General features: G+C 69.8%; 23 protein-coding genes and 1 pseudogene. 11 read left to right on the forward strand and 13 right to left on the reverse strand.

The window, feature by feature from the left end; all coding sequences use genetic code 11:
* Positions 1–111 precede the first annotated feature (111 nt).
* The 10 genes from AOK15_RS11815 to AOK15_RS11860 all read left to right on the forward strand — a co-directional run bounded on the left by AOK15_RS11815 (position 112) and on the right by AOK15_RS11860 (position 10,791).
* Positions 112–951, forward strand: coding sequence for an SDR family NAD(P)-dependent oxidoreductase (locus AOK15_RS11815; protein ID WP_055515673.1), 840 nt, complete (start codon positions 112–114; stop codon positions 949–951).
* Positions 952–996: 45 nt separating this feature from the next.
* Entirely contained in the window at positions 997–2,574 is a 1,578-nt protein-coding gene (locus AOK15_RS11820; RefSeq protein WP_055515674.1) for an acyl-CoA synthetase, read from the forward strand.
* An 8-nt stretch (positions 2,575–2,582) separates the two neighbouring features.
* A complete protein-coding gene (locus tag AOK15_RS11825) occupies positions 2,583–3,092 on the forward strand; it encodes a GNAT family N-acetyltransferase (protein WP_055515676.1) in 510 nt (169 codons plus the stop codon).
* A gap of 193 nt (positions 3,093–3,285) precedes the next feature.
* On the forward strand, positions 3,286–4,269 hold the full coding sequence (locus AOK15_RS11830) for a zinc-binding dehydrogenase (protein ID WP_055515678.1): 984 nt from the start codon (positions 3,286–3,288) through the stop codon (positions 4,267–4,269).
* Positions 4,270–4,282: 13 nt separating this feature from the next.
* Entirely contained in the window at positions 4,283–5,221 is a 939-nt protein-coding gene (locus AOK15_RS11835; RefSeq protein ID WP_055515680.1) for a 3-carboxyethylcatechol 2,3-dioxygenase, read from the forward strand.
* A 5-nt stretch (positions 5,222–5,226) separates the two neighbouring features.
* Positions 5,227–6,039 (forward strand): 2-keto-4-pentenoate hydratase, encoded by an 813-nt coding sequence (locus AOK15_RS11840; RefSeq protein WP_107099388.1) that lies wholly within the window; start codon positions 5,227–5,229, stop codon positions 6,037–6,039.
* The gene (locus AOK15_RS11845; RefSeq protein ID WP_055515684.1) at positions 6,036–6,992 is read left to right on the forward strand and encodes an acetaldehyde dehydrogenase (acetylating); all 957 of its coding nucleotides are present in this window, start codon (positions 6,036–6,038) and stop codon (positions 6,990–6,992) included. Before AOK15_RS11840 ends, AOK15_RS11845 begins: the two co-directional genes overlap by 4 nt.
* A gap of 38 nt (positions 6,993–7,030) precedes the next feature.
* Positions 7,031–8,089 (forward strand): 4-hydroxy-2-oxovalerate aldolase, encoded by a 1,059-nt coding sequence (gene dmpG, locus AOK15_RS11850; protein WP_055515712.1) that lies wholly within the window; start codon positions 7,031–7,033, stop codon positions 8,087–8,089.
* Between the two features lie 399 nt (positions 8,090–8,488).
* Complete coding sequence (locus AOK15_RS11855; RefSeq protein ID WP_055515686.1) at positions 8,489–9,685, forward strand: cytochrome P450; 1,197 nt, start codon at positions 8,489–8,491, stop codon at positions 9,683–9,685.
* A 98-nt stretch (positions 9,686–9,783) separates the two neighbouring features.
* Positions 9,784–10,791 (forward strand): class I SAM-dependent methyltransferase, encoded by a 1,008-nt coding sequence (locus AOK15_RS11860; RefSeq protein WP_055515688.1) that lies wholly within the window; start codon positions 9,784–9,786, stop codon positions 10,789–10,791.
* Here the strand turns inward: AOK15_RS11860 and AOK15_RS11865 are convergent.
* On the reverse strand, positions 10,763–11,896 hold the full coding sequence (locus tag AOK15_RS11865; RefSeq protein ID WP_167738811.1) for a pyridoxal phosphate-dependent aminotransferase: 1,134 nt from the start codon (positions 11,894–11,896) through the stop codon (positions 10,763–10,765). The two genes, AOK15_RS11860 and AOK15_RS11865, sit on opposite strands and share 29 nt — an antisense overlap.
* Positions 11,897–12,214: 318 nt before the next feature.
* Here AOK15_RS11865 and AOK15_RS43835 point away from each other — a divergent pair, with 318 nt between their 5' ends.
* On the forward strand, positions 12,215–13,336 hold the full coding sequence (locus tag AOK15_RS43835; RefSeq protein ID WP_167738812.1) for a PucR family transcriptional regulator: 1,122 nt from the start codon (positions 12,215–12,217) through the stop codon (positions 13,334–13,336).
* A gap of 172 nt (positions 13,337–13,508) precedes the next feature.
* On the opposite strand, the gene AOK15_RS11875 is transcribed toward AOK15_RS43835, so the two are convergent.
* The 12 genes and pseudogenes from AOK15_RS11875 to AOK15_RS11930 form a co-directional block, all read right to left on the reverse strand.
* Positions 13,509–14,795 (reverse strand): helix-turn-helix transcriptional regulator, encoded by a 1,287-nt coding sequence (locus AOK15_RS11875; protein ID WP_055515694.1) that lies wholly within the window; start codon positions 14,793–14,795, stop codon positions 13,509–13,511.
* Positions 14,796–15,003: 208 nt separating this feature from the next.
* A complete protein-coding gene (locus tag AOK15_RS11880; protein WP_079058431.1) occupies positions 15,004–15,282 on the reverse strand; it encodes an STAS domain-containing protein in 279 nt (92 codons plus the stop codon).
* Positions 15,221–15,634: pseudogene (locus AOK15_RS11885) on the reverse strand (PP2C family protein-serine/threonine phosphatase); the annotation flags it as partial. The pseudogene AOK15_RS11885 and the gene AOK15_RS11880, both read right to left, overlap by 62 nt.
* A gap of 21 nt (positions 15,635–15,655) precedes the next feature.
* Positions 15,656–16,132: a hypothetical protein gene (locus tag AOK15_RS11890; protein ID WP_055515714.1), complete on the reverse strand. Its 477-nt coding sequence runs from the start codon at positions 16,130–16,132 to the stop codon at positions 15,656–15,658.
* 114 nt (positions 16,133–16,246) lie between these two features.
* Positions 16,247–18,046, reverse strand: coding sequence for a serine/threonine-protein kinase (locus tag AOK15_RS11895; RefSeq protein WP_055515698.1), 1,800 nt, complete (start codon positions 18,044–18,046; stop codon positions 16,247–16,249).
* A gap of 122 nt (positions 18,047–18,168) precedes the next feature.
* Positions 18,169–19,596, reverse strand: coding sequence for an aspartate ammonia-lyase (locus tag AOK15_RS11900; RefSeq protein ID WP_079058434.1), 1,428 nt, complete (start codon positions 19,594–19,596; stop codon positions 18,169–18,171).
* Positions 19,597–19,856: 260 nt separating this feature from the next.
* Positions 19,857–20,747, reverse strand: coding sequence for an amino acid ABC transporter permease (locus AOK15_RS11905; RefSeq protein ID WP_055515702.1), 891 nt, complete (start codon positions 20,745–20,747; stop codon positions 19,857–19,859).
* Positions 20,744–21,412, reverse strand: coding sequence for an amino acid ABC transporter permease (locus tag AOK15_RS11910; protein ID WP_055515704.1), 669 nt, complete (start codon positions 21,410–21,412; stop codon positions 20,744–20,746). Before AOK15_RS11910 ends, AOK15_RS11905 begins: the two co-directional genes overlap by 4 nt.
* A gap of 76 nt (positions 21,413–21,488) precedes the next feature.
* A complete protein-coding gene (locus tag AOK15_RS11915) occupies positions 21,489–22,316 on the reverse strand; it encodes a glutamate ABC transporter substrate-binding protein (protein WP_055515706.1) in 828 nt (275 codons plus the stop codon).
* A gap of 81 nt (positions 22,317–22,397) precedes the next feature.
* Positions 22,398–23,177 (reverse strand): amino acid ABC transporter ATP-binding protein, encoded by a 780-nt coding sequence (locus AOK15_RS11920; protein WP_185093444.1) that lies wholly within the window; start codon positions 23,175–23,177, stop codon positions 22,398–22,400.
* Between the two features lie 110 nt (positions 23,178–23,287).
* Positions 23,288–24,184, reverse strand: a complete 897-nt coding sequence (locus AOK15_RS11925; RefSeq protein ID WP_055515710.1) for a glutamate ABC transporter substrate-binding protein — start codon at positions 24,182–24,184, stop codon at positions 23,288–23,290.
* Positions 24,181–24,445 (reverse strand): helix-turn-helix domain-containing protein (locus AOK15_RS11930; RefSeq protein WP_157870215.1); only part of this gene is annotated, 265 nt, incomplete at its 5' end. The genes AOK15_RS11925 and AOK15_RS11930, both read right to left, overlap by 4 nt.

The raw sequence follows: 24,445 nt of genomic DNA on the forward strand, positions 1-24,445 counted from the left end.
ATCCGCGATGTCCAGCTGCACGTCTTCGGCGGCTGCGGCCACTGGGTGCAGCTGGAGCGCCAGGCCGAGTTCGAGCGCCTGGTCACCGACTTCCTCAGGGAGCACTGACCCATGGGATGGCTGGCGGGCGAGGTCGCCCTCATCACCGGCGGCGGCTCCGGCATCGGCCGCGCCGTCGCGCTGCGCTACCTCGCCGAGGGCGCCGACGTCGCCATCGTCGGCCGCAGCGCCGAGCAGCTCCAGGACGTGGTGCGTGCCGCGGGCGAGCTGGGGGGCCGGGTGCTGACCGTGCCGGGAGACGTACGCTCCCCGGACGACATGCACCGCGCGGTCGAGGCCACCGTCGGACGGTTCGGCAAGCTGGACATCCTCGTCCCCAACGCCGGGATCTGGGACTACCACCGCAGCCTCACCCGGCTGACCGGCAAGGAGTTCTCCGAGGCCTTCGACGAGATATTCGCCATCAACGTCAAGGGCTACCTGCTGGCGGTGGAGGCCGCCTGGCGGGAGCTGGTCGCCACTCGTGGCAGCATCGTGATGACCCTGTCCAACGCCTCCTTCCACACCGACGGCGGCGGTGTCCTCTACACCGCCAGCAAGCACGCCTGCCTCGGCCTGCTCCGCCAGTTCGCCTACGAACTGGCCCCCAGCGTCCGGGTCAACGGCGTCGCCGTCGGCGGCATGCGCACCCAGCTGCGCGGCCCACAGAGCCTCGGCCTGCAGGACCGCACGCTGGCCGCGTCCTTCGCCAGGAACGAGGCCTCCGGAGTCGAACAGCCCCCGCTGATCCCGCTGTACGACTCCAGCGTCGAGCCGGCGGACTTCACCGGCCCCTACGTCCTGCTCGCCTCCCGCACCGACAGCGGCACCGTCACCGGTGCGGTCATCCCCGCGGACGGCGGCATCGCCGTCCGCGGCTTCCGCTCCCCCGCCGGCGGCGCCGGCCTCTGAGATCCGCCCGCTTCCCGTCCGAGAGCCATCGAAGGAGCCGACGCCATGGCCGCCGTCGACATCAGCCCCGCCGCCGCACTGCGCCGCAGAGCCCAGTCCCCCACCCGTACCGCCGTCCTGTACGAGGGCCGTGAGATCTCCGCCGGCCGACTCTCCGCCACGGTGGACGCGTTCGCCGCCGGCCTGGCCGAGACCGGCCTGCGCCGGGGCGACCGGATCGCCTACCTCGGCTTCAACAGCGTGACGTTCTTCGAGACGATGATCGCGGCCGCGTACCTCGGGGCGGTGTTCGTCCCGGTCAACTTCCGGCTCGCCGCCGACGAGGTGCGTCACCTCCTGAGCGACTGCGGTGCCCACACCCTCGTCGTCGAGGAGGGCCACCGCGAACTCGTCGAGTCGATCGCGGAGGAGGTGCCCGCACGCCGGCACCTCCTGGTCGACACCGACCCCGCCTGCCCGGCGACCGACTCCCCCGCCGCGCTGTGGAGCCCTCTGTCGTCCTTGTTGGCCCCCGACCGGGCCCCCCGGGAGCCCGTGGCGCTGCACGACGACGACCTCGCCATGCTCATGTACACCTCCGGCACCACGGGCCGGCCCAAGGGCGTCATGCTCACCCACGGCAACATCTGGTGGAACGCGGTCAACGTCGACAGTGTCGTCGACACCCGCGCCGACGACGTCAACCTGGCGATGGCCCCGCTGTTCCACATCGGCGGGCTCAACGCCCTCACCCTGCGCACCCTCCTGCGGGGCGGCACCGTGATCCTTCGGCGCGGCTTCGACCCGGCCCAGTGCCTCGACGATCTGGTGCGGCACGGTGTCTCCACCTTCTTCGCGGTGCCCGCCATGTTCGCGGCGCTCGCCCGCGTGCCCGGCTTCGCCGAGGCCGACCTGAGCGCCCTGCGCTCCGCGATCGTCGCCGGGGCTCCCGTACCGCCTCAGCTGATCAGGGACTACGCCGAGCGGGACGTGCTGCTCCAGCAGGCCTGGGGGCTGACCGAGACGGCACCGTTCGCGACCTATCTGCCCGCCGAGCTGACGCTGCGCAAGACGGGATCGGCGGGCGCCCCCATGCCGTACACCGAGATCTGCCTCGTCGACCCGGTCACCGGAGTGCGCATCCATGAGGCGGACACGAGCGGCGAGATCTGCGTACGCGGCCCGAACGTCACCGTCGGCTACTGGAACAACCCGGACGCCACCCGGGCGGCCATCGACGACGCCGGCTGGTTCCACAGCGGCGACATCGCGCACCGGGACGAGGACGGGTTCTACTACATCGTCGACCGCCTCCAGGACATGATCATCAGTGGCGGGGAGAACGTGTACCCCGCCGAGGTGGAGCGTGTCCTCGCCGCCTACCCCGGTGTCCGTGAGGCCGCCGTCATAGGGGTGTCGGACGCGACGTGGGGCGAGACCGTGCTCGCGGTCCTCACCTGCGACGCCGGCACGGTGCCCACCGTGGAGGAGGTCCGCGCGTTCGCCGGCGACCATCTGGCCCGCTACAAGCTGCCCACGCGGGTCGTGGTGGCCGAGCAGCTGCCCCGCAACGCCAGTGGCAAACTGGTCAAGGTCGAGCTGCGGCGCTGGGTCGAGGCGCACCAGACCGCCGAGACCGTGTGAGCCCCCGCATGGCCACCGCTCTGGACGCCGTGGCGCCGCCGGACGGCCTCCGGCTCGGGGCGCGGTGGGCGTTGCGCTCCGTCGCCGATCCCCCGTCAAAGCGCTCCCGGCGTCCCGGTCGTACGTACGTCGTGCGCTCCGCCGAGGGCGGCCCGGAACTGCTCGTGGACCTGCACCGCGTGCCGGACCATCCGGTGCGCGCCTGCTACCCGTTCGGCGCGCACGATGTCGTGGTCGGCCTGGTGCTGCCGGGACCGGATCCGGCCGAGAACGGCCCCGGTCTGGCCGCCCGTCTGCTGCGCGACCTCGTTCCCGCCCTGTTCGCCCTGTCCCCGCGGTGCCGCCGGGTGGTGGCCGCGCCGGACGAGGACGACACGGCCACCCAACTCGCCCTGGAGGCGGGCGGGTTCCTGCGGATCGGGGAGGCCGATCTGCCCGGTGGCACCGTGGTGCTGTTCGCCGTGGAGCCACCCGCTGTCGCCGGGCTGTCCACGGCTCTGGACGACATGCCCCACTGACCGCCCCTCGCCGCCCGTTGACCCGACCCGCCTTCCGGCCGGCCGGGTCGGCGGGCTGTCCGCACCTCCGGCACCGCCGGGACGTGCGGATCCCGATCGGAAGCGCGGGCACCGTGCGTGTCCGCCCAGGGCGTGTGCTGCACAGCGGCACACCAGCTATGGATCCGTGCCTGGTCGGGGCGAACGTGAATGCGTGCTAGCTGCAACCGCCATCTCCCAGAGTGCCACCGACCCGCTGTCGGGGCTGTGCCTGCGCGACGTATCGGAGCCCGAGCCCGAGCCCGGCTGGTCCCGCGTCCGCGTCGTGGCCTCGTCACTGAACATGCACGACCTGTGGACGCTGCGAGGCGTGGGCCATCCCCCCGACCGCCTCCCGATCGTCCTCGGCTGCGACGCCGCCGGCTACGACGAGGACGGCAACGAGGTCATCGTCCACCCGGTGATCGGCGACCCGGACGCCGGACGCGGCGACGAGACCCTCGACCCGAATCGGGCTCTGCTGTCCGAGCGGCACAACGGCGCCTTCGCGGAGTATCTCGTCGTCCCGACCCGGAATCTGGTGCCGAAGCCGGCCTGGCTGTCCTTCGACGAGGCCGCCTGCCTGCCCGTCGCCTGGACCACGGCCTACCGCATGCTGTTCACCCAGGCGCGCATCACCGCGGGCGACCGGGTGCTCGTCCAGGGCGCGGGCGGCGGCGTGGCCTCCGCCGCGATCAAGCTGGCGGTGGCCGCCGGGGCCGTCGTCTACGCCACCAGCCGCAGCGAGACCAAGCGCGCCGAGGCCCTGTCGTGGGGCGCTCGTGCCGTCGTGCCCAGCGGTGAGCGACTGCCCGAGCGGGTCGACGTCGTCATCGAGACCGTCGGGGAGGCGACCTGGTCGCACTCCCTGAAGTCGCTACGCCCCGGCGGCACGGTCGTCATCGCCGGCGCGACCAGCGGTACCAACCCGCCCGCGGACCTGGGCCGGATCTTCTACCTCCAGCAGCGCGTCATCGGCTCCACCGGCTGCACCCGCGCCGAGCTGGTGTCGATGCTGCGGATGCTCGACGCCACCGGCGCCCGTCCGGTGATCGACCGGGCTCTGCCGCTGTCCGACATCCACAAGGGCTTCCAGCTCATGATCGACGGCGGGCTGACCGGGAAGCTCGTCATCCACCCGCCGGCTCTCCGCCAGTAAGGAACGACCGACCATGACCGCAGCAGCCGTGGGGCTGTCCCACTCACCCCTCATCGGCAGGAACGACCCGGATGCCGATGTCCTGGCCCGTGTCGACCGGGCCGTTGCGGGCGCGCGGGAGTTCGTCCGCGCCTTCGACCCGGACCTCGTGGTGCTGTACGCGCCCGACCACTACAACGGGTTCTTCTACAAGGAGATGCCGCCGTTCTGCCTGGCGACCGAGGCCCACGCGGTGGGCGACTTCGGTTCTCAGGCGGGCCCGTTGTCGGTCGACACGGGCGCGGCCAAGGCCCTGGCCCAGGGTGTCCTCGACCGGGGCATCGACCTCACCGTGTCCGCCCGGATGACCGTCGACCACGGGTTCGCGCAGCCGCTGGAGGTGCTCTTCGGCGGCATCGACCGCGTGCCCGTGGTGCCGGTCTTCGTCAACGGGGTGGCCACCCCGCTGTGTCCCGTGACCCGCATCAGGGCCCTGGGGACGGCGGTGGGCGAAGCCGCCGCGGCACTCGACCGGCGGGTGCTGTTCCTCGCCTCGGGCGGTCTCTCGCACGACCCGCCCGTTCCGGTCCTGGAGGGCGCACCGCCGCGGGTCGCCGACGCGCTCATCGAGGGCCGTCCGCCGACCCCCGAGCAGCGCGCCAGGGGCGAACAGCGCGTGGTCGAGGCCGGACGCGAGTACGCCGCCGGGTCGACCGCGATGGTGCCGATCAACCCCGCGTGGGACAACCGCCTCCTCGACCACCTGGAGCGCGGCGAGCTCACCGAGTTCGACTCGTGGACGGTGGAGTGGATGGCCAAGGAGGGCGGCGGCTCGGCGCACGAGGTCCGCGCCTGGATCGCGGCCTTCGCCTCTCTGTCGGCGACCGGCCCGTACGACATGACGTCCCGTTTCTACGAGGCGATCCCCGCGTGGATCGCCGGGTTCGCCGTCGCGACGGCACAGGGGCGGTGACCGACATGGCACACGCGCAGGCCGGAACGGACGCCGTGGCACAGGCCGTCGCCCGGCTCACCGCCGCCCTCGACGAGGGCCGTCCCGTCGCACCCGTCCGGGATCTGATCGGCGAGCACGACCTGGCCGCCGCCTACGCCGTGCAGCGGGAGCTGACCCGTCGGCGACTGGACGGCGGGGCGGTCGTGGTGGGCCGGAAGATCGGGCTGACCTCGCCCGCCGTCCAGCGGCAACTGGGCGTCGACCAGCCCGACTTCGGGGTGCTGTTCGCCGACATGGACGTGTCGGCCGAGGCCGAGGTGCCCTCCGGGCGACTGCTCCAGCCCAAGGCCGAGGCCGAGATCGCCTTCGTGCTCAAGGAGGACCTGACCGGCGGGGACCTGGACGCGGCCCGTGTGCGGTCCGCGGTCGACCACGCGGTCGCCGCGCTGGAGATCGTGGACAGCCGTATCGCCTCCTGGGACATCCGCCTCACCGACACGGTCGCGGACAACGCCTCCAGCGGACTGTTCGTCCTCGCGGACCGCCGGCTCGGCCTCGACGAGTTCGAGCCGCGCGACACCACCATGCGGCTGTACGCGGACGATGTGCAGGTCTCCGAGGGGAGCGGCGCCGCCTGCCTGGGCGACCCGCTCAACGCCCTTGCCTGGCTGGCCCGTACGGCGCTGGAGTTCGGGGATCCCCTGCGCGCCGGCCAGGTCGTCCTGTCGGGCGCGCTGGGTCCCATGGTCCCGGCCCCGCCCGGCACCCGGATCCGGGCCGAGATCAGCTCGCTGGGCGAGGTCACCGCCGTATTCTCCGAGAAGAGAGACGCATGACGAAGACGAAGGTCGCCATCATCGGGTCGGGCAACATCGGCACCGACCTGATGATCAAGGTACTGCGCCTGTCGGAGACGCTGGAAATGGGTGCCATGGTCGGCATCGACCCCGCCTCCGACGGTCTCGCCCGCGCCGCGCGGCTCGGCATCCCGACCACGCACGAGGGCGTCGACGGTCTGATCGCACTCCCTCACTTCGACGAGATCGGCGTCGTCTTCGACGCGACCTCCGCCAAGGCCCACCTCGCGAACGCCGCGAAGCTCGCCCCGTACGGGAAGCGGCTCATCGACCTCACACCCGCGGCGATCGGCCCGTTCGTGGTCCCGCCGGTCAACCTGGACGCCCACCTGGACCTGGGGGCCGACAACCTCAACATGGTCACCTGCGGCGGTCAGGCCACGATTCCCATGGTCGCGGCCGTCTCCGCGGTGACCCCCGTCCACTACGCGGAGATCGTGGCCTCCATCGCCTCCAAGTCGGCGGGGCCGGGCACCCGCGCCAACATCGACGAGTTCACCGAGACGACCTCCCAGGCCATCGAGTCCGTCGGCGGCGCGGCCCGCGGCAAGGCGGTCATCGTCCTGAACCCGGCGGAGCCGCCGCTGATCATGCGGGACACCGTGTTCTGCCTGACCGGCGACGTCGACCACGACGCCGTACACGCCTCGGTGGCGGCCATGGTCGAGCGGGTCGCGCGGTACGTGCCCGGCTACCGTCTCAAGCAGGAGGTGCAGTTCACCCCGGTCCCCGCCGGTGAACCCGTGCACACCCTGGTGCCGGACGGGGCGGGCCCGGTCACCACCAAGGTGTCCGTGTTCCTCGAAGTGGAGGGCGCCGCCCACTATCTGCCCGCGTACGCCGGGAACCTGGACATCATGACGTCGGCCGCTCTGCGGGTCGCCGAGTCGATCGCCGAGCGCACCACGGCCCTCACGGAGGCAACCCGATGACGAGCGAAGCGACGATCAGCGGAACGCCGGCCGGCGGAATGCCGACCGCCGAGGACGCGACGCCCCTCGTGGACCGGACGCTGTACATCCAGGACGTGACGCTGCGGGACGGCATGCACGCCATCCGGCACCGCATCGACCCTGCCGACGTGGGCCGTATCACGGCCGCGCTCGACGCGGCCGGGGTCGACGCCATCGAGGTCGCCCATGGCGACGGCCTGGCGGGCGGCTCGCTGAACTACGGCCCCGGCAGCCACACCGACTGGGAGTGGATCGAGGCCGCGGCCGACAACATCCGTACCGCGGTCCTCACCACGCTCCTCCTGCCCGGCATCGGCACCATCGCGGAACTGGAGCGCGCGTACGCGCTGGGTGTCCGCTCGGTGCGCGTGGCGACCCACTGCACCGAGGCCGACATCGCCGCCCAGCACATCGCCAAGGCCCGCGAGCTGGGCATGGACGTCGCCGGATTCCTGATGATGAGCCATATGGCCCCGGCCGGCGAACTGGCCGCGCAGGCCCGGCTGATGGAGTCCTACGGCGCCACGTGCGTGTATGTCACGGACTCGGGTGGCCGGCTCACTCTGGACGGGATGCGCGAGCGCGTCCGCGCCTACCGCGACGTACTGGACGCGGCCACCGAGATCGGCGTGCACGCGCACGAGAACCTGTCCCTGTCGGTCGCCAACAGCGTCGTCGCCGTGGAGGAGGGCGTCACCCGGGTGGACGCCTCCCTCGCCGGTCAGGGCGCGGGGGCGGGAAACTGCCCGATCGAGGCGTTCGTCGCCGTGGCGAACCTGCAGGGCTGGAAGCACGGCTGCGACCTGTTCGCCCTGCAGGACGCGGCGGACGACCTGGTCCGGCCGTTGCGCGACCGCCCCGTGACGGTCGACCGGGAGACGCTGACCCTCGGCTACGCGGGGGTGTACTCGTCGTTCCTGCGGCACGCGGAGGTCGCCGCCACCCGTTACGGCGTCGACGCCCGCACGCTCCTACTGGAGGTCGGCCGCCGGGGCCTCGTCGGCGGCCAGGAGGACATGATCGTGGACATCGCGCTCGATCTGGCGTCGGCCGGGGGTACGACCGGCCGACGCTGACGGCGCGCGCCGGCGGGCGCCACCGGCTCGTCCGGCCGGGCTGTGCCGGGGTGTGTGTCTGCCGGCGTGCGTGACTGACGGCGTGCGGGTCTGCCGCGGTGCGCCTATGCCGGGATGCACGTCTGCCGCGGTGCGCCTATGCCGGGGTGCACGTCTGCGCGGCGCGCGTCTGCCGCGGTGGGTGAGTCTGCCGGTGAGCGGCAATCCCGGAGCCGCCGTTCGTCCAGCAGCGGCAACTGCCCACGTGTCGCCACGTTCCCTAGCCTGTTCATGGGGCCGTGGCGGCCCGCCCCGTTCTGTTGCCGCCACTCCCCGTGCCGCTCCGCGTGCCGTTCCACCGGCGTTGTGCCAGGGCACGGGTCGGTCTCCCGCCACTACGTTCCCCGGAAAGGACCCTTCATGGCCGACGCCTCTGTTCTGGCAGCCTCCGGGCAGTCTCTGGAGGACGACTTCTTCAATCCGCTCTCCGCCGAGATGATCGCCGACCCGTACCCCGCGTACCGCCGGCTCCGCGAGCACGCTCCGGTGTACTGGCACCAGCAGCTGGAGGCCTGGCTGCTGACCCGGTTCACGGACTGCCAGGCGGTGCTGCGCGACTCCGAACGGTTCGCGGCGGACTTCCGCCGGGTCGGGATACCCACCCCCGAGACCCTGCTCAGCCTGCAGACCCTCGACCCGCCGACGCACACGCCGCTGCGCCACCTCGGCCTCGGCGCCCTGCGTTCCCTGGACATCGACGCGCTCACGGCCGAGCTCCTGGCACGGGCGGAGGCCGACCTGTCCGCGCTGGCCGGACGGGGCGAGTTCGACTTCGTCCGGGACTTCGCCGACTCGTTCACCCTGACGGCCATGACCTCGTTGCTCGGGGTTCCCGGACCCGCGGAGGACGACACGTTCCATCGGCTCAACGCTGACCTGGACCGCAGCATGGACTCCGGTTTCGACCCCGACGCGGAAGCCGCGGGCATCCGGGCGCGCGAACGGTTCAACGCGCTGGTGGAGTCGTGGCTCGAACACCCGCCGAAGCAAGGTGTCATCGCCCATCTGGTCGAGCACGAAGCGGAAGGAGGGGTCTCCCGGGATGTGCTGGTGAACTCGGTCCGGGCCTTCTTCCACGCCGGCTTCGAGGTACCCAGCCGGTTCCTGTCCAACGCGGTCGCCGCGCTCCTGGACCACCCCGACGCGTTCGCCGCGTTGCGGGAGGGCGCCCCGATGGGACCGGCGATCGAGGAACTGATCCGCTTCAGCGGTCCGGTGCAGGCCCTGAGCCGGGCCTGCACCGAGGACACCTCGATAGGGGGGAAGACCGTACGCCGCGGTGAGATCGTCGTGGCGGTCATCGGCGCGGCGAACCGTGATCCCGGACAGTTCCCCGACCCGGACACGATCCGCGTCGACCGGGACGCCCATCCGCACCTGGGTTTCGGCCGTGGGTCGCATTCCTGTCTGGGGTCCGTGATCGGCCGGGCCGAGGCCTCCGCGGTGATGTCGGCGGTGGTCCGTCACCTGCCGTCGCTGCGCCGCAGCGGTCCCGCTGTGCCTCGCCCCAATGCCACGCTACGCGGCCTTCGCAGCCTTCCGGTGGCCGTGAACTGACCGTCGGTGGACGTGAACCGACCATTCACCGCGGCATCCATCACGTCCTTCACCATCCGACACGTCCTTCACCATCCGAACGAGGAGAGGCCCACGACATGACGGCAGCCCCGGCGCCTCACGACCCCGAGCGGGCGTGTGCCCAGATCTTCAACTCCGCGATCGCCGCGGCGGCCATCAGTGCCGCCTGGGACGTGGGCGTGTTCGACGAACTACGGGAGGCCGAGCGGTTGGACGCCGCCGACTTCGCCTCACGGCACAGCCTCGACGCCGACGCCACCATGGCGGTTCTCACCGCGCTGTCCGCCGCCGATGTGGTGCGCCGCGAGGGCGACCGGGTGACGCCCGGCCCCAACTTCACCGAGGCCGACCGCACCAAGGGGTTCTTCTACTGGCTCACCGGCGGATACGGCGAGCTCTTCGGGCAGTTGCCCCGTCTGCTCCGTGCGGAGAACCGTTCAGGGGACTTCTACCGGCGTGACGGGGCCGCCATCGGCGTCGCCTGCCGGCAGAACAACAAGGTCTTCTTCGATCCGGCGTTCCAACCGGTGATCGCGTCGCTGGAGTTCTCCGCGATCGCGGACCTCGGATGTGGGAGCGGTGAGCGTCTGATCGACATCACCCGGGCACGGCCCGGTGTCCGCGGCGTCGGCATCGACGTATCGGCTGACGTCCTGCGACTCGCCCGGAACGAGGTGGACATGGCCGGGGTGGCGGACAGGATCACCCTGGCCAGGTCAGACGTGACCGCGTTGGAGGAGCGACCCGAGTTCGCCGGGGTCGATCTGGTCACCTCGTTCATGATGGCCCATGACTTCTGGCCGAGGGACGCGTGTGTCGCCTCGTTCCGGCGTATCCGCGAGGTCTTCCCCGACGTCCGGCACTTCCTGCTCGCGGACACCGCGCGTACGACAGCGGTCTCCGACCGGGACATGCCGATCTTCAGCCTCGGCTTCGAGACGGCCCATGCGGTGATGGGTGTCTACCTGCCCACTCTGGACGAATGGGACGCAGTTTTCGAGGAGTCGGGCTGGCACTGCCTCGACCGGCATCTCATCGGGACACCGGCGAACAGCTTTATGTTCCATCTGGTTCCGCGCCGGTGACGAGGTCGGACGGGGTGCGCGGCCGCGTCCGACCACCGGTCTCCCGGTGGACACGCGCGAAGACGCGGGCGAACTCCTCCATCTCCTGCCGCTGCCCCACCGTCAGTCGGAACATGCCGTCGACCAACGGGCCGTGCAGCGGCTGGACCAGTACCCGGGACTCCCGCAGCAGCCGGACGGTGCCCGCGCCGTCCTCGGGCCGCACCAGCAGGAAGTTGGCGGCTCCGGGGACGACCGGGACGCCGAGGTCGCGGAGGAATTCCAGAACCATCGGCTTCACCTTCGACATGATCTCCCCGGTATGACCGTCGACCTCGTCCGCGGCGGCCAACTGAGCCTCACCGGCGACGATCGCCAACTCATTGACGTCGAACGGGTTGCGCAGCTTGCGGATCTGCTCGAGAACCGCAGGGTCGGCGATGGCGTACCCGAGCCGAAGGCCCGCCATCGCGAAGGCCTTGGAGAAGGTCCGGAAAACGATCAGGTTGCGATACCGCGCCACCCATGGCGCCACGGTCACCCCAGTGAACTCGTAATAGGCCTCGTCGACGATCACCGGGGTGTCCGGATATTCGACGAGAGTCTCCCGAATGAACTCCGGGTCCACCAGTGTTCCGGTCGGGTTGTTCGGGTTGATGAACACGATCAGTGCGGGTTTCCGCTGGGCGGCTGATCGGAATCCCCTGTAAGGAAAGGTGAAGTCCGGCTCGTACGGAACTCCCTCGACCTGCGCGCCCAGCAGTCCGGCGACCCGTCGGAAAGGAATGAACTCGGGCGTCGCCACGAGCATTCTGCTGCCCGACTGCAAGAACGTACGAAGTGTGATGTCGATGGCCTGGTCGGAGCCGTTCGTCACAAACACGGACTCGGCCGGCACCCCGCAGTGCTCGGCGATCCCCGCCGTGAGGCGCTCGTCCGACGGGTACCAGCGGAAACCCGCTCCCGAAAGATGCGCGGAAAGAGCAGCGGCGACCGTCCCGGAGACCGGCCGAGTACTTTCGTTGCGGTCCAGTCTCAAGCAGCTGGACCGGTCGATCCCGGGCGGGTCGGCCATCGACCAGGACGTCGAATCCCGCACATGCCGGTTGACTCCGAGGGCGCTCACGATGTGACCTCCAAACATCACTCACCATGTCGGCCGCGATTCCGTCTCATTCAATCAGGCAGCCAACGGGCGAAAATGGCGCCGCCCCACGAACAGTCGATCCTTGTAGCTCAAACCACCTGTTCCTGCAGTCTTATGTCAAGAGCCCCTCGGTTAGCTTCTTTCGTACAGAACATGTACTCCGAGGAGCACCCTGTGAGCCACCTTCAGCAGAAATCCAAGACATCGGTGGTCCAACCGTCGGCCGGCGGCCCGAGGAACCCACCACCGGCGCTTGATCCGCCCCTCGCCTCAGAGGCCGTTCTGAAGCGACTGGTCGTGCACTACGCCACCGTCCTGTCGAAGGCGGCGACCAGGCGTGAGGTGCCGTCCCGGCACGAGTTGGAAACCTGCCGTTCCTTGGCGATGAAGGCCGCCGACCATGCCGTGCCCCTGCAAACGATCTTCATCCAGTGCAGTGCGGAAACTTACCGTCTCTGGGAAAGACTCCCCGAGCTCGAACGGCAGCTCGACGTCCGCGCCCTGTCGTCCAGGAAAGGGGGCGCCGCACCACCCCGTGACGTGATGAGAGCTGCCTCCGAGGTAGCGCTCTCGTCGATTGTGTCCGGGCACGCGGCAGCCGCACGGAGAGCGACGGAACAGGACCTCCGGCGAGGCGATCGATTCCTCGACGCACTGCTCTCCGGCCGGGCCGCCTTCCCCGACCTGCTGGAACACGGCGAACGCCTGGGCCTTCAACTCGGAGCCTGCCACGCGGTGATCGCCCTCTCCCCCGACAAGCCGTTACGTACGGCGTGGCCCGACCTCCCCTCGCTGGAGCACTCGCTGCGCACACGGTTCACCACCGGCGGCGTCCTCACGGGACGGTACGCGGACAACCTCGTGGCACTGGTGACGGTGGCCCCGGCGGAGCCGGCGACCAGCACGAAGGCCCTTCGCGACGCGGTCACCGAGGCGGTGAAGGCACGACCCTCGCGGCAGACGTCCTGGCGGGTCGGGATCGGCCGCCCGAGGCCCGGCGTACACGGCATCCGGGCCTCCTACGAGGAGGCGTGCGAAGCACTCGAGATCGCGCGGCGCACCGATGTCGAATGCCTCGGTCCCGACGACTCCGAACTGCTCCTTCGCCGGGTGCTCGGCCGTGACCGGGCGGCGATGGAGGAACTCATCCGTGCCGTACTCCTCCCGCTCACCAGTGCGCACCACGGCCCGGGGCCGTTGCTGGACACCCTGGAGGCCTACTTCGCGGCGGGCTGTATGACGACCCAGGCGGCACGGGCACTTCACCTCAGCGTGCGCGCCGTGACCTACCGGCTGGTCCGGGTCAAGGACCTCACGAACCATGACGTCAACGTGCCGGAGCAGAGGTTCGCCCTGGAGACGGCGCTGCGGGGCGCGCGGATACTTGAGTGGCCGCGTCGGCCGCTGCCCGACATGTGAGAACGGACATGATCCGCGCGGCGTTTCGGGATGGCGAGGTCGAAACGAAGTCGGCCCGTGTCCGGGCCGACCTCCACCTCTGTCGCGCCTCGATCAGTGAAGGTAACGCATGATCACACCTCCGTTCTTGTCGCCCTCGGAGCTCCGAATATAGGTGTGGGGCCGGTCACGGTCAGGGCCTGCGACCGGAACGAACAGGGGTGTTCCCTTGCCGGACTCCGGAACTCTGCATGGTTCCGGTCCTCCGGCTCGATGATTCCGCCCCGAGTACATGGGAAAGCTGTGTGCGCGAACTGATGCGCAGCAGGAAGAAAATGTTCCGTAGGTGGTAGCTGACGGTGTGCAGTGAAATGCCCATCCGACTGGCCACCTGCTGGTTCGTCAGCCCCTGCCGCACCAGGGAGGCGATCGCCCGCTGCCGCTCGTTCAGTAACTCCCATACGGGAGGGACTGCTTCGGCGCTGCCTTCTTCCACTTCGCGGGCGCTGCGCGACACAGCTGGCACCGCTTCTCTCAGTACGTGCCGCAGAAGGCTGACGCGGAACGACCAGGTCCCGTCGTCATGGAGAACGAGGATGCCCTTGTCCGCCGCCTCTTCGAAGAGGGGAAGGGCACGGACCACTGTTGTTCCGAGGAGATCGGCGACCTCATCGACGGTGAAGAAGGGGTGACAGGTGGCGGCCGAATAGATCAGCGAGCGGGTGGCGAGGTCCGCTCTTCTCACCCACTCCTCGCACACCCTCCTGACGCGCGCGGGAATCCTGGCCGCCACCAGGACCGCCTGCCCGTCCTCCTTCACCGCGATCAGACCTTCCTCCCGCAGTCCACCGATCAGCTCGACAAGAAGCAGCGGGTTTCCGCACGCGCCCGCGGCCATCGCCACGAGATCGGAACTCGGCCGGGCCTCAAGGAGGTCGGCCAAGAGTTCCACGACAGCGTCCTCGTCCAGGGAATCCAGCTCCATCCGTACCAGTCCCCAACCAGGCGGAAGAGAACAGATACGGGCCGGTCTGACCGCCAGTTCGGTGTCGCGGGCGAGGATCCAGAGCACCGGATACCGGCGGGGAAGAAACGGCGCCCAGAATGAGAGCAGCCGCGCTTCGTCGCCATGTTTCACATCATCCTGCGGGATGAGTACCGGAAGTCGGCTTTCGCCGTCGCCTCCGTCCCGGCCCCTCGCCTCCGGATCAGCCCTCCGGCAACACACCGGTCCCGCCGGCTCCCCGTGCGGAACTAGCTGTGGCCCGGCATCGCGGGAGCAGAACTGGTCGCCCCCGAGGCTGAAGCCCCGCTCCGTCGCCACCCGCACGAACTCGGTCAGAAGCCTGCTCCGGCCGACCCCCGGCGGCCCCTCGATCACCACCACCGCGCTCCGGCCCGACGCGACACCGGCCACGAGCTGCCTGAAGTGCGCCAACTCCCTGTCACGGCCCCTCAAGGACGGGTCTCGCTGCGGCATATGGGATTCCCTTCGCTCGACGGACCACCGCAAGCAGCGGAGTGCCACCAGAGCCGACGGGCGCCTTCGAAGACCGCGGTCGGATCTCCTGACCGTCCGAGGCCAGGGCGCGCGCGTTCTCGGCCAGCACCAGGAAAATGGACGGAAGGCCCACGCGCAGCCCTCCGTGCCGTGAAACGGCACGGGTCAGGACCGGATCGCCCGGGTGTCAGGGGTCGAGAACGAAGATCTGGTCGAGGTCGACGAGGCGCAGGATGCGCAGGGTGTGGGCGGGAACGGCGGCGAGCGCGATGTCCACCTCGGCGGCGTGGGCGTGGCTGCGGGCGGCGATCAGTGCGGTGATGCCGCTGGAGTCGCAGAAGGTCAGGCCGGCGAGGTCCAGGACGAGGCGCTGGCCGGGCCGGAGCCGGCGAGCAGATGGGTCAAGCCTGGATGACGGCGTGCGGGGCCGCGCCTGAGTGAGCGGTGGCGAAGGCGAGCAGGGCATCGTCTCCGTACAGGCTGTCCCGGGCCTCGCCGGTGCGTGCTTCGGTGAGGCCGTCGGTGTACAGCAGAAGAGTGTCGCCCGGGTCCAGGACGGTGTCGGCCGCCGTGAAACGGGCGTCGGGCAGGGCGCCGACGAGGAGGCCGCCGGGGGTGGGCAGGTAGCCGGCTGTACCGTCGGCGCGCAGGACCAGGGCCGGCGGGTGGCCGCCCGAGGCAAGGCGGACGGCGATCCGTCCGGTGAGAGGGGCGGGTTCGAGGATGCCGAGGACCACGGTGCAGTACCGGGGGTCACCGCTGCCGGTGTACCGCTCGTGGAGGACGGTGTTGAGGGTCGACAGGGCGGGGACGGGATCGGCGACGCCCCTGCCGCCATGTCAGTCCCACGCGTTGAAGAGGACTCCGCCCAACGTGGTGACGCCGTAGAGGCGGACCTCACGCCACTCGCCCCGCGTGAGCACTGAGGTGTCGACATCGGAGAGCGGTGTGGCGAGTCGTTCGCTGCTCAGGACCGTGAAGCCCGCGTCGGCGAAGGCGTGAGCCCACGGTGGCGGCGCGAGGAAGTCGTCTCCAAACCAGTCCCGCCGTGCCTGGGCGAAGGCGACCCAAGGGTGATGTGCGTGGCATAGGACAACGCTCTCGCCTTCGCGACCGACGACCGTCGCGGTGTGGAAGGTCCTCGGGTACGCCCGCTCCTCCACCTCACCTACTACGCCCCCAGCGGCGCGGGCAGCGGCGTGCAGAGCGGCGCGGAACGCCTTGAGTTCGGTCTCGGGAAGCGGGCCGTCCTTCGGCCGGTGGAAACCCGTCGCCCCCCGCGGCAGCGTGAAGCCGTCGTTCCCCTCGTTGACCATGCCGATCATTCTGCCTGGTGCGAGGCATGTCCGTGTCCAGAGGACTTGGGCTGCCGTGTCACGCTGCGCTTCGCGGTCACGTTCGTAGCGGCAGCACCGGAGGCAGAGCGCACATCACAGCATGAGCGTGTGCCAGCCGGTGGCGATCTCCTCGGCGACGGCGGGCGGTTCGTCGTTCGTGAGCAGCTTGAGGAGTTCGGTGCCGTTGGCGGGACGGTCGGCGACGTCGACGGTGAGTGCTCGACGGGTGGCGTCGGCGAGGGTGGGGTCGAGTTGGTGGAGGGCATCGACAGCGGTGGTGTCCGGGCCGGTGTCGACGATACGGCGGATGATGGCTCCGGTGCCGGCCGCGGTGAAGGGGCTGGAGCCGTGGGCCGCGCAGATGATGCAGCAGGCCCATGCCCAGATGTCGGCGGCGGGGCCGATGTCGGTGTCGCCGAACTGCTCGGGTGCCATGTAGGTGAGCGTGCCGATGCCCATGCCGGTGCGGGTGATGCGGGTGGAGTCCATGAGGGTGGCGATGCCGAAGTCGAGCAAGCGGGGTCCGGCGGTGGTGAGCATGACGTTGGCGGGTTTGAGGTCGCGGTGGACCAGGCCGAGGCGGTGGATGTCGGCGAGTGCGGTTGCCATGGCCAGCGCGAGTGAGCGCAGGGCTTCGGCCGAGCGGAAGGGCCCCCGCTTGTTCAGGTGGGCGTTGAGGGTCTGGCCGTCGAGGAGTTCCATGGCCAGATACGGGCGGCCGTCCGCCACACCGGTGTCGAGAACCTGGGCGGTGTAGGCGCTGGGGACCATGGCGAGCACTTCGGTCTCGCGTTCGAAGCGGCGGAGCAGTTCGGGATCGTCCACGAGACTCGGGTTGATGGTCTTGAGCGCGACCTGCGTGGCGGATCCCTGACGTCGGGCGAGGTAGACGGTCCCCATGCCGCCGGAGCCGATGCGGCCGAGGAGTTGGTAGGTGCCGAGAGCACGGGCCTCGTTGGGCCGCAGTGGCTGATGCGCCGGGATACCGGAGCCGTCGACGTCGTGGTCGTGGTCGATCTGGGTCGGCACGTAGGGCACGGGCACCGGCACGGCGGCAGGCGCGGGTGTGGCGGCGACCGGAACGGACGGTTTCGCGACGGACGCGGGCGGCGCGGTCGCGGGGACGGGGGGCGTGCCGACGGGGACTCGCGGGCCGCCTGCGGGGACTCGCGGGCTGCCGGCGGGGACCGATGGTGTGGCGTGAGGCGCGGAAGAGGTCGGTGCGGCCCCATCGACCGTGCCGGGCGCGGCCGTCGAGGGGGCGGCCTCGGTCACGGTGGTGATGTCCGCGGGACGGAAGCTGAGGAGCAGGGCGACGAGGTTGAAGACGAGCAACGCCACCGCCGTCGCGACCGACGCCAGGAACGCTGCGAGCACCCCGACGACGAGGGCGTGCCCGACCTGGGTGCGGAGGCGTCGGTCGTTCCAGACGGCCGACGGCATACCGATGGTGTACAGGTTGCGCTGAGTGACGTACCACGCCGCGAGGCAGGCCACCCACAACGGGACGGTGTAGGCGAGGTCGGCCGTCCCCTCCCACGCGTATTGCTCGCGCCTCGCGAAGAACGGCGAGCCCCCGATGACGAAGATCCTGCCCGCTTCGTAGGACGGCAGGCCCCATTCCTCCAGCCTGTACGGATGCACTGTCAGCAGAAGCAGCACGGCCGCCCGGAGCGCGAGGTCCGAGTACCACGCGAAGCTGTGCTTCACCGAGCCTCCCTCCGAAACGGGAAGGGCCCAGCTGCGGATGCTCGACTGTGCGCGGCGTAGCTGCGACCAGGTGACCAGGCGAAGCAGCAGCACCGCCGCCGCGAGCCGCAGTGTGTCGCCACTCGTCAGGACGTCACCGACCAGCGAATATGCCTCGGCCGCCAGATGTACCGAATCGCCCATGTCCCCCGCCTCCATGCTCACGGCCCGAAGCGGCGCCCCCGCCCCCTGGGGCGCACTATAACGCCGCCGCGTAGCCACGGAGACACACTTGGTGACGATGGTGCGGGCCGAGGGCGGCCGGGTCAGTCCGTCGCGTGTGCGGGTGTCTCCAGGTCGTTGATTCTGGCGAGCGTCTCGGGGCGCAGGACGCGCTGGAGTTCGTCGGCGGTGAGGAGGTCATGGGCCAGGACCACGTCGGCCACGGGCAGGCTTCTGTCCAGAGCCTCCTGTGCGGCGGCGCTGGCCTTCGCGTAGCCGATGACGGGGGTGAGGGCGGTGACGATCCCGATGGTGTTGTGGACGACCGCGCGCAGGTGCTCGCGGTTGGCGGTGATGCCGTTCACGCAGCGGTCGGCCAGCGTCAGGCATCCCGCCTCCAGCTGACCGATGCTTTCGAACAGGCAGTGGGCGATGACCGGTTCGAAGGCGTTGAGCTGGAGCTGACCCGCTTCGGCGGCCATGGTGATGGTGATGTCGTTGCCGATGGCTTTGAACGCGATCTGGTTGACGACCTCGGGGATCACCGGGTTGACCTTGCCGGGCATGATGCTGGAGCCGGCCTGTACGGCGGGGAGGTTGATCTCGCCGAGGCCGGCGCGGGGCCCCGAGGACAGCAGACGCAGGTCGTTGCAGGTCTTGGAGAGCTTGACGGCGATGCGCTTGAGCACCCCGGAGAGCTGGACGAACGCTCCCGCGTCCTGGGTCGCCTCCACGAGGTCGGCGGCGGTGGACAGGGGCTCACCGGTGATGGCACTGAGGTGGGCGCAGACCAGTGCCGCGTAGCGGGGGTGGGAGTTGAGGCCGGTCCCGATGGCCGTACCTCCGAGGTTGATCTCCCGGATGAGGGCGCTCGCCTCCGCCAGTCGCTGTTCGTCCTCGGCCAGCATCACCGCGTACGCGCCGAACTCCTGACCGAGCGTCATGGGTACCGCGTCCTGCAGTTGGGTGCGGCCGGTCTTGACGACGTCGGCGAACTCGTCGGCCTTCGCCCGGAAGGCCAGCCGCAGGGTGGCCATGGCCTGTTGTAGACGGTGCGTGCTTGCCTGGAGGGCCACCTTGACCGCCGTCGGGTAGGCGTCGTTCGTGCTCTGCCCGGCGTTGACGTCGTCGAGGGGGTGCAGGTGGTGGTAGTCGCCGCGGTGGTGACCGAGGAGTTCGAGTGCCCGGTTGGCTATGACCTCGTTCGCGTTCATGTTGGTGGACGTGCCCGCGCCGCCCTGCATGACGTCCACGACGAACTGGTCGTGGAGCTTGCCGGAGCGGATCTCCTCGCAGGCGGTGACGATGGCCTCGGCCTTGTCGGCCTCCAGGAGTCCCAGGTCGCGGTTGGCCAGCGCCGCGGCCTGCTTGACGGCGGCCAGCCCGTTGACCAGGTCACGGTGGGCGGAGATACGGGTGCCGGTGATGGGGAAGTTGTGCACGGCCCGGAGGGTGTGGATGCCGAAGTAGGCGTACCGGGGCACCGGCAGGTCGCCGAGGAGGTCGTGTTCGTAGCGGAACTCGTCGTCCATGAGGGGTTCTACTCCTGATCTGGGCGCTGTCACCGTGAGGTTGCGGCCGGGTTGGGGTCAGGCCGGATTCGAGTCAGTTCTGCGGCCCGGTGGCTGAGTCGGGGGCACGTCCCGGCGTTCGGGTGGGCCACGTCCACCTGTTCCGGTGAGCCGCGGTCCACCTGTTCCGGTGAGCCGCGGTCCACCTGTTCCGGTGGGCCGCAGACCCGCGCGGGCGGTAGGGCTGCGGCCAGTCCCGGAGTTCGTCGCCCGCGGCGGTGTCAGAGCGGTTTGGCGAGGGCGTCGTCCATGGCGGCGGGCTGCGGTGTGGCCGTGTCCCTGCCGGGCTCGCGCGTCACCTTTCTGCCCTTGCTGATCCGCTGCTGCAGCCAGTGCGCCAGCGCGTCGAGGGCCGTGTTGATCGCGATGAAGATCGCCGCCACGAGCAGTGCGGCCGGGATCACGTTGGAGAAGTTGGCGGCGATGCCGTTCAGGCCCCGGTCGACGAGTTCGTCGTAACCGACGATGAAGCCCAGGGCGGAGTCCTTCAGCAGGACGATGAACTGGCTGATGATGGCCGGCATCATGGCGACGATCGCCTGGGGCATCAGGACGAGCACCATCATCTGGCCCTTGGGCATGCCGAGCGCCCGTGCGGCCTCCGCCTGTCCCTTGGGAAGGCTGTTCACTCCGGCGCGGAGCGTCTCCGCGATCACCGACCCGTTGTAGAGGGTGAGGCCGAGGACCACGGCGGCGAACGGGGACATGGTCGTCCCGGTGAGTGCGAAGGAGCCGAAGAACGCGCAGAAGATGAGCAGCAGGAGGGGAACGGCCCGGAAGAACTCCACGACCGCTGCTGCGGGTACACGGATCCAGGCGTGGTCGGACATCCGGGCGGTCGCGAAGACCAGCCCGAAGGCGCCCGCGAGCACGATCCCCAGCCCCGCGGCCTTGAGCGTGCCCTCCAGGCCCGGCAGGATGAACGTGGTCCAGACGTCCGCGCGCAGCAGGGGCTGCCATTTCTCGGCCGCCCACTGATCACGCTCGTCGAACCGCGCGTACACCACGTATCCGAGCCAGGCGAAGGCGGCGGTGATCACGGCCGCCAGGACCCGGTTGCGGATGACGCCCCGGCGGCCGGGGATCTCGTACAGATTCGAGTGACCGCTCATCGGGCCACCGCCAGGCGACGCGAGAGCCAGCCGAACAGCAGGCCGGTCGGCAGGCACAGCACCAGGAAGCCCGCCGCGAAGCCGAGGAAGATCTGAATCACTTGGTCGCCGTAGATCTCGATCATCTCCCGCATCCGGACGGAGGCTTCCGCGACCCCTGCCACCAGGGCGACGGTGGTGTTCTTGGTCAGCGCGATCAGAATGCTTCCGAGTGGGGGAATCACCGCCCGGAACGCCTGGGGCAGAACGACGAAGCCAAGGGTCTGGCCGAACCCGAGCCCCACGGCGCGGGCCGCCTCCGCCTGCCCGACGGGGACGGTGTTGATGCCGGCCCTCAGGGCCTCGCACACGAACGCCGAGGTGTACGCGGTCAGGCCGAGGACGGCGAGCCAGTAGTTGTTGACGCTGATCTGCGCGGAGAACTCCACTCCCAGGTTGGCGCCCACGCCCAGGCTGGTGAACAGCAGGACCAGGGTGAGCGGGGTGTTGCGCGCCACCGTCACATAGACCTGCGAGGCGGTGCGCAGCACCGGGAGGGGGGAGACCCGCATCCCGCTCAGCACGGTGCCCAGCACGAGCGAGCCGAGGGCGCTGACAGCGGTGAGCCGTAGGGTCATCCAGAACGCGGCGAGGATCGTTGCTCGCTCGGTGAACAGTGCGTCCATCAGTACCTTCAATCGGGGCGGGGCCGGGCTGTGCGGTCGCACGTGTCGCCCGGTGGCCCGCCGTTCGGCGTCTTCGTCAGTACCGCTCGAGGCGCGGGACGCGGAATCCGGATTCGGAGAGGTTGGACTTGAGCGCTATGGCCCAGGAGCCGTCGGACACCATCTTGGCCAGCGCGTCGTTGACCGCGTCCCGGCCCTTCTTGTCGTCCTTCTTCAGCCCGATGCCGTACTTCTCCTCGCTGAAGGGCGAGTTGAGCACCTTCAGCTTGCCGGGGTGCTGGGCCGCGTAGCCGTAGAGGATGGAGTTGTCGGTGGTGACCGCGTCCAACTGGCCGGTGAGCACCCGGTCCACGCAGGCGGAGTAGGTCCGTTCCTCCTGGAGCTGCACGTCCTTGGCGTACTTGTCCTTGATCAGTTGCGCGGAGGTCGAGCCCGCGACCGAACACAGCTTCTTGCCGTTGAGCGACTTCGGCCCCTTGATGGCCTTGTTGTCCTCGCGCACCAGCAGGTCCTGACCGGCGACCAGGTAGGGGCCGGCGAAGGAGACCTTCTGCTTGCGGGCGTCGTTGATGGAGTAGGTGGCGACGACCATGTCGACCTGGCCCTGCTGGAGGAACGCCTCCCGGTTGGCCGACACGGCCTCCTTGAAGGTGATGTCCTTCTGGTCGACTCCCAGCTCCTTGGCGACGTACTTGGCGACGTCGATGTCGAAGCCGGAGAAGGAGCCGTCAGGGGTGCGCAGGCCGAGCCCGGGCTGGTCGGCCTTCACGCCGATGACGAGCTTCTTGTCCTTCGCGGCACGGTCGACGACGGACGATCCGGTGTCGTCGCCGTTGCCGCAGGCGCTCACACTCAGAGCGACGATCGCCGTGGTGAGAGCGACGCTGATCAGTCTCTTGGACATGCTGAATCCTCCGATGGCGTACGGGGAGAGGGTGTGGATGCGCGGGTGCGCCCGGCCTCGGGACGGCCGGCGGTCCAGGTGTCAGTGGGTGAGGATCTTGGCGAGGAACGCCTGGGCGCGTTCGCTGCGCGGGTTGTCGAAGAACTCGTGGGGGGTGTTCTCCTCGACGATCTGGCCGTCGGCCATGAACACGACGCGATCGGCGGCCCGGCGGGCGAAGCCCATCTCGTGCGTCACCACGACCATCGTCATGCCGTCGCGGGCGAGGGCCGTCATCACGTCCAGCACCTCGTTGACCATCTCGGGGTCGAGGGCGGAGGTCGGCTCGTCGAAGAGGATCACCTTCGGATCCATGGCCAGCGCCCGGGCGATGGCCACCCGCTGCTGCTGTCCTCCGGACAGTTGGGCCGGGTACTTGTGCGCCTGGCTGCCGATGCCGACGCGGTCGAGGAGTTCGTGGGCGCGCTGCTCGGCGGCCCTCCGGTTCTGCTTCAGCACCTTGACCGGGGCGAGAGTGACGTTGTCCAGCACGGTCTTGTGGGCGAAGAGGTTGAAGCCCTGGAAGACCATGCCTACTTCGGCGCGCAGTCGTGCGAGCTGCCTGCCTTCGGTGGGCAACGCCGTGCCGTCGACGCTGATGGAGCCGGAGTCGATCGTCTCCAGCCGGTTGATGGCGCGGCAGAGCGTGGACTTGCCGGATCCCGAGGGACCGATCAGCACCACGACCTCACCGCGGCGCACGGCCAGGTCGATGTCCTTCAGCACATGCAGGGGCCCGTAGTGCTTGTTGACCTTGTCGAGCACCACCAAGTCGGTGCTCGGCACCGCCCGCTGATGCGTCGCGGACATAACCTTGGTCATGGGAAACATCCCTCCCTTCCTCGGATTCGCCGACCGCGATGCCGTTCTCGGCGGCGATGGCGTCACCGTAGGAAAAGCGCACTCCCGCAATGGGCTTGTGCGCTTTCTGCTCAGCGGGAGGGCGGAGAAAAGGAGAGCGAGGAGCGGGAAAGGGAGGGTGAAGAAGGGGAAAGGGACGGCTTGGCCGCCTTCGCGGGCACGTTCATCACGCCGATGGTGTCCCTGAATGCCTTGTCCCAGCGGCCGTCGCGCACGTACTGCTGGATCAGCCCGCTCAGATAGTCGCGGAAGTCGGTGTCGCCCCGGCGCACGCCGATGGCGTAGGGCTCCCGTCCGAACGGCTTGCCGACGAGGCGGACCGTGTCGGGATACTGGCTCATCATGCCCAGCAGGATGGACTCGTCCGTGCTGATCGCGTCGATCCGCCCGTCGACCAACGCCGACATGCACTCGCTGTAGGTGTCGACGAGGACCAGTCGGGCGCGCGGGACCTCGCCCCGCAGCCGTTGCGCGGACGTGGAGCCCGCCGCCGTGCACACGTCCCGGCCGGCGAGGTCGGCGAGGTCGTGGATGCCCCGTTCGTCGCGGCGGACCAGCACGTCCTGGCTGGAGTAGTAGTACGGGTCGGTGAAGTCCACGAGTTTGCGGCGCTCTTCGCTGATCGAGTACGTCGCCACCACGATGTCGACGACCCCGCGGCGCAGGAAGTCCTCGCGGTTGCGGGGCATGGTCTCGATGAACCGGATGTTGCGCTCGCTGCCGGTGAGGTCCTTCGCCACCATGCGGGCGATCTCCGCGTCGAATCCGGTGATCCGGCCGGTGGAGGGGTCCTTGTAACCGAAGAGCGGATGATCGAACTTGATGCCGACGGTGAACGTGCCCCGGTCCTCGACGCGGGCCATGGCCGACCCCCCGGGGAAGCGTGATCCGGTGTCCTGACCGGGCAGACCGCAGCCGCCGAGCACCAGACAGCTCAGCGCGGCCAGTACCGCGCGGCGGGAGGTCATGAATCGCAGAAGCGGTAGCGGTGCTGCGGCCGCCCCGACGACCCGTAGCGCAAGCTCGTCACGACGTCTCCCCGGTCGGCCAGATATTCCAGGTACCGCCTGGCCGTGGCCCTGCTGATGCCGACGGCCTCGGCGGTCTCGTGGGCCGACAGATCCCGTCCTGCGGCGGCCAGCGCGTCGAGCACCACCCGCTCGGTCGCGGCCGAGATGCTCTTGGGCCGGACGACCGCGTCTTCCGCTCCCTGCACCTCGACGCGGTCG

This window comes from Streptomyces ossamyceticus (assembly GCF_001418475.1).
Classification (GTDB): Bacteria; Actinomycetota; Actinomycetes; order Streptomycetales; family Streptomycetaceae; genus Streptomyces; species Streptomyces ossamyceticus.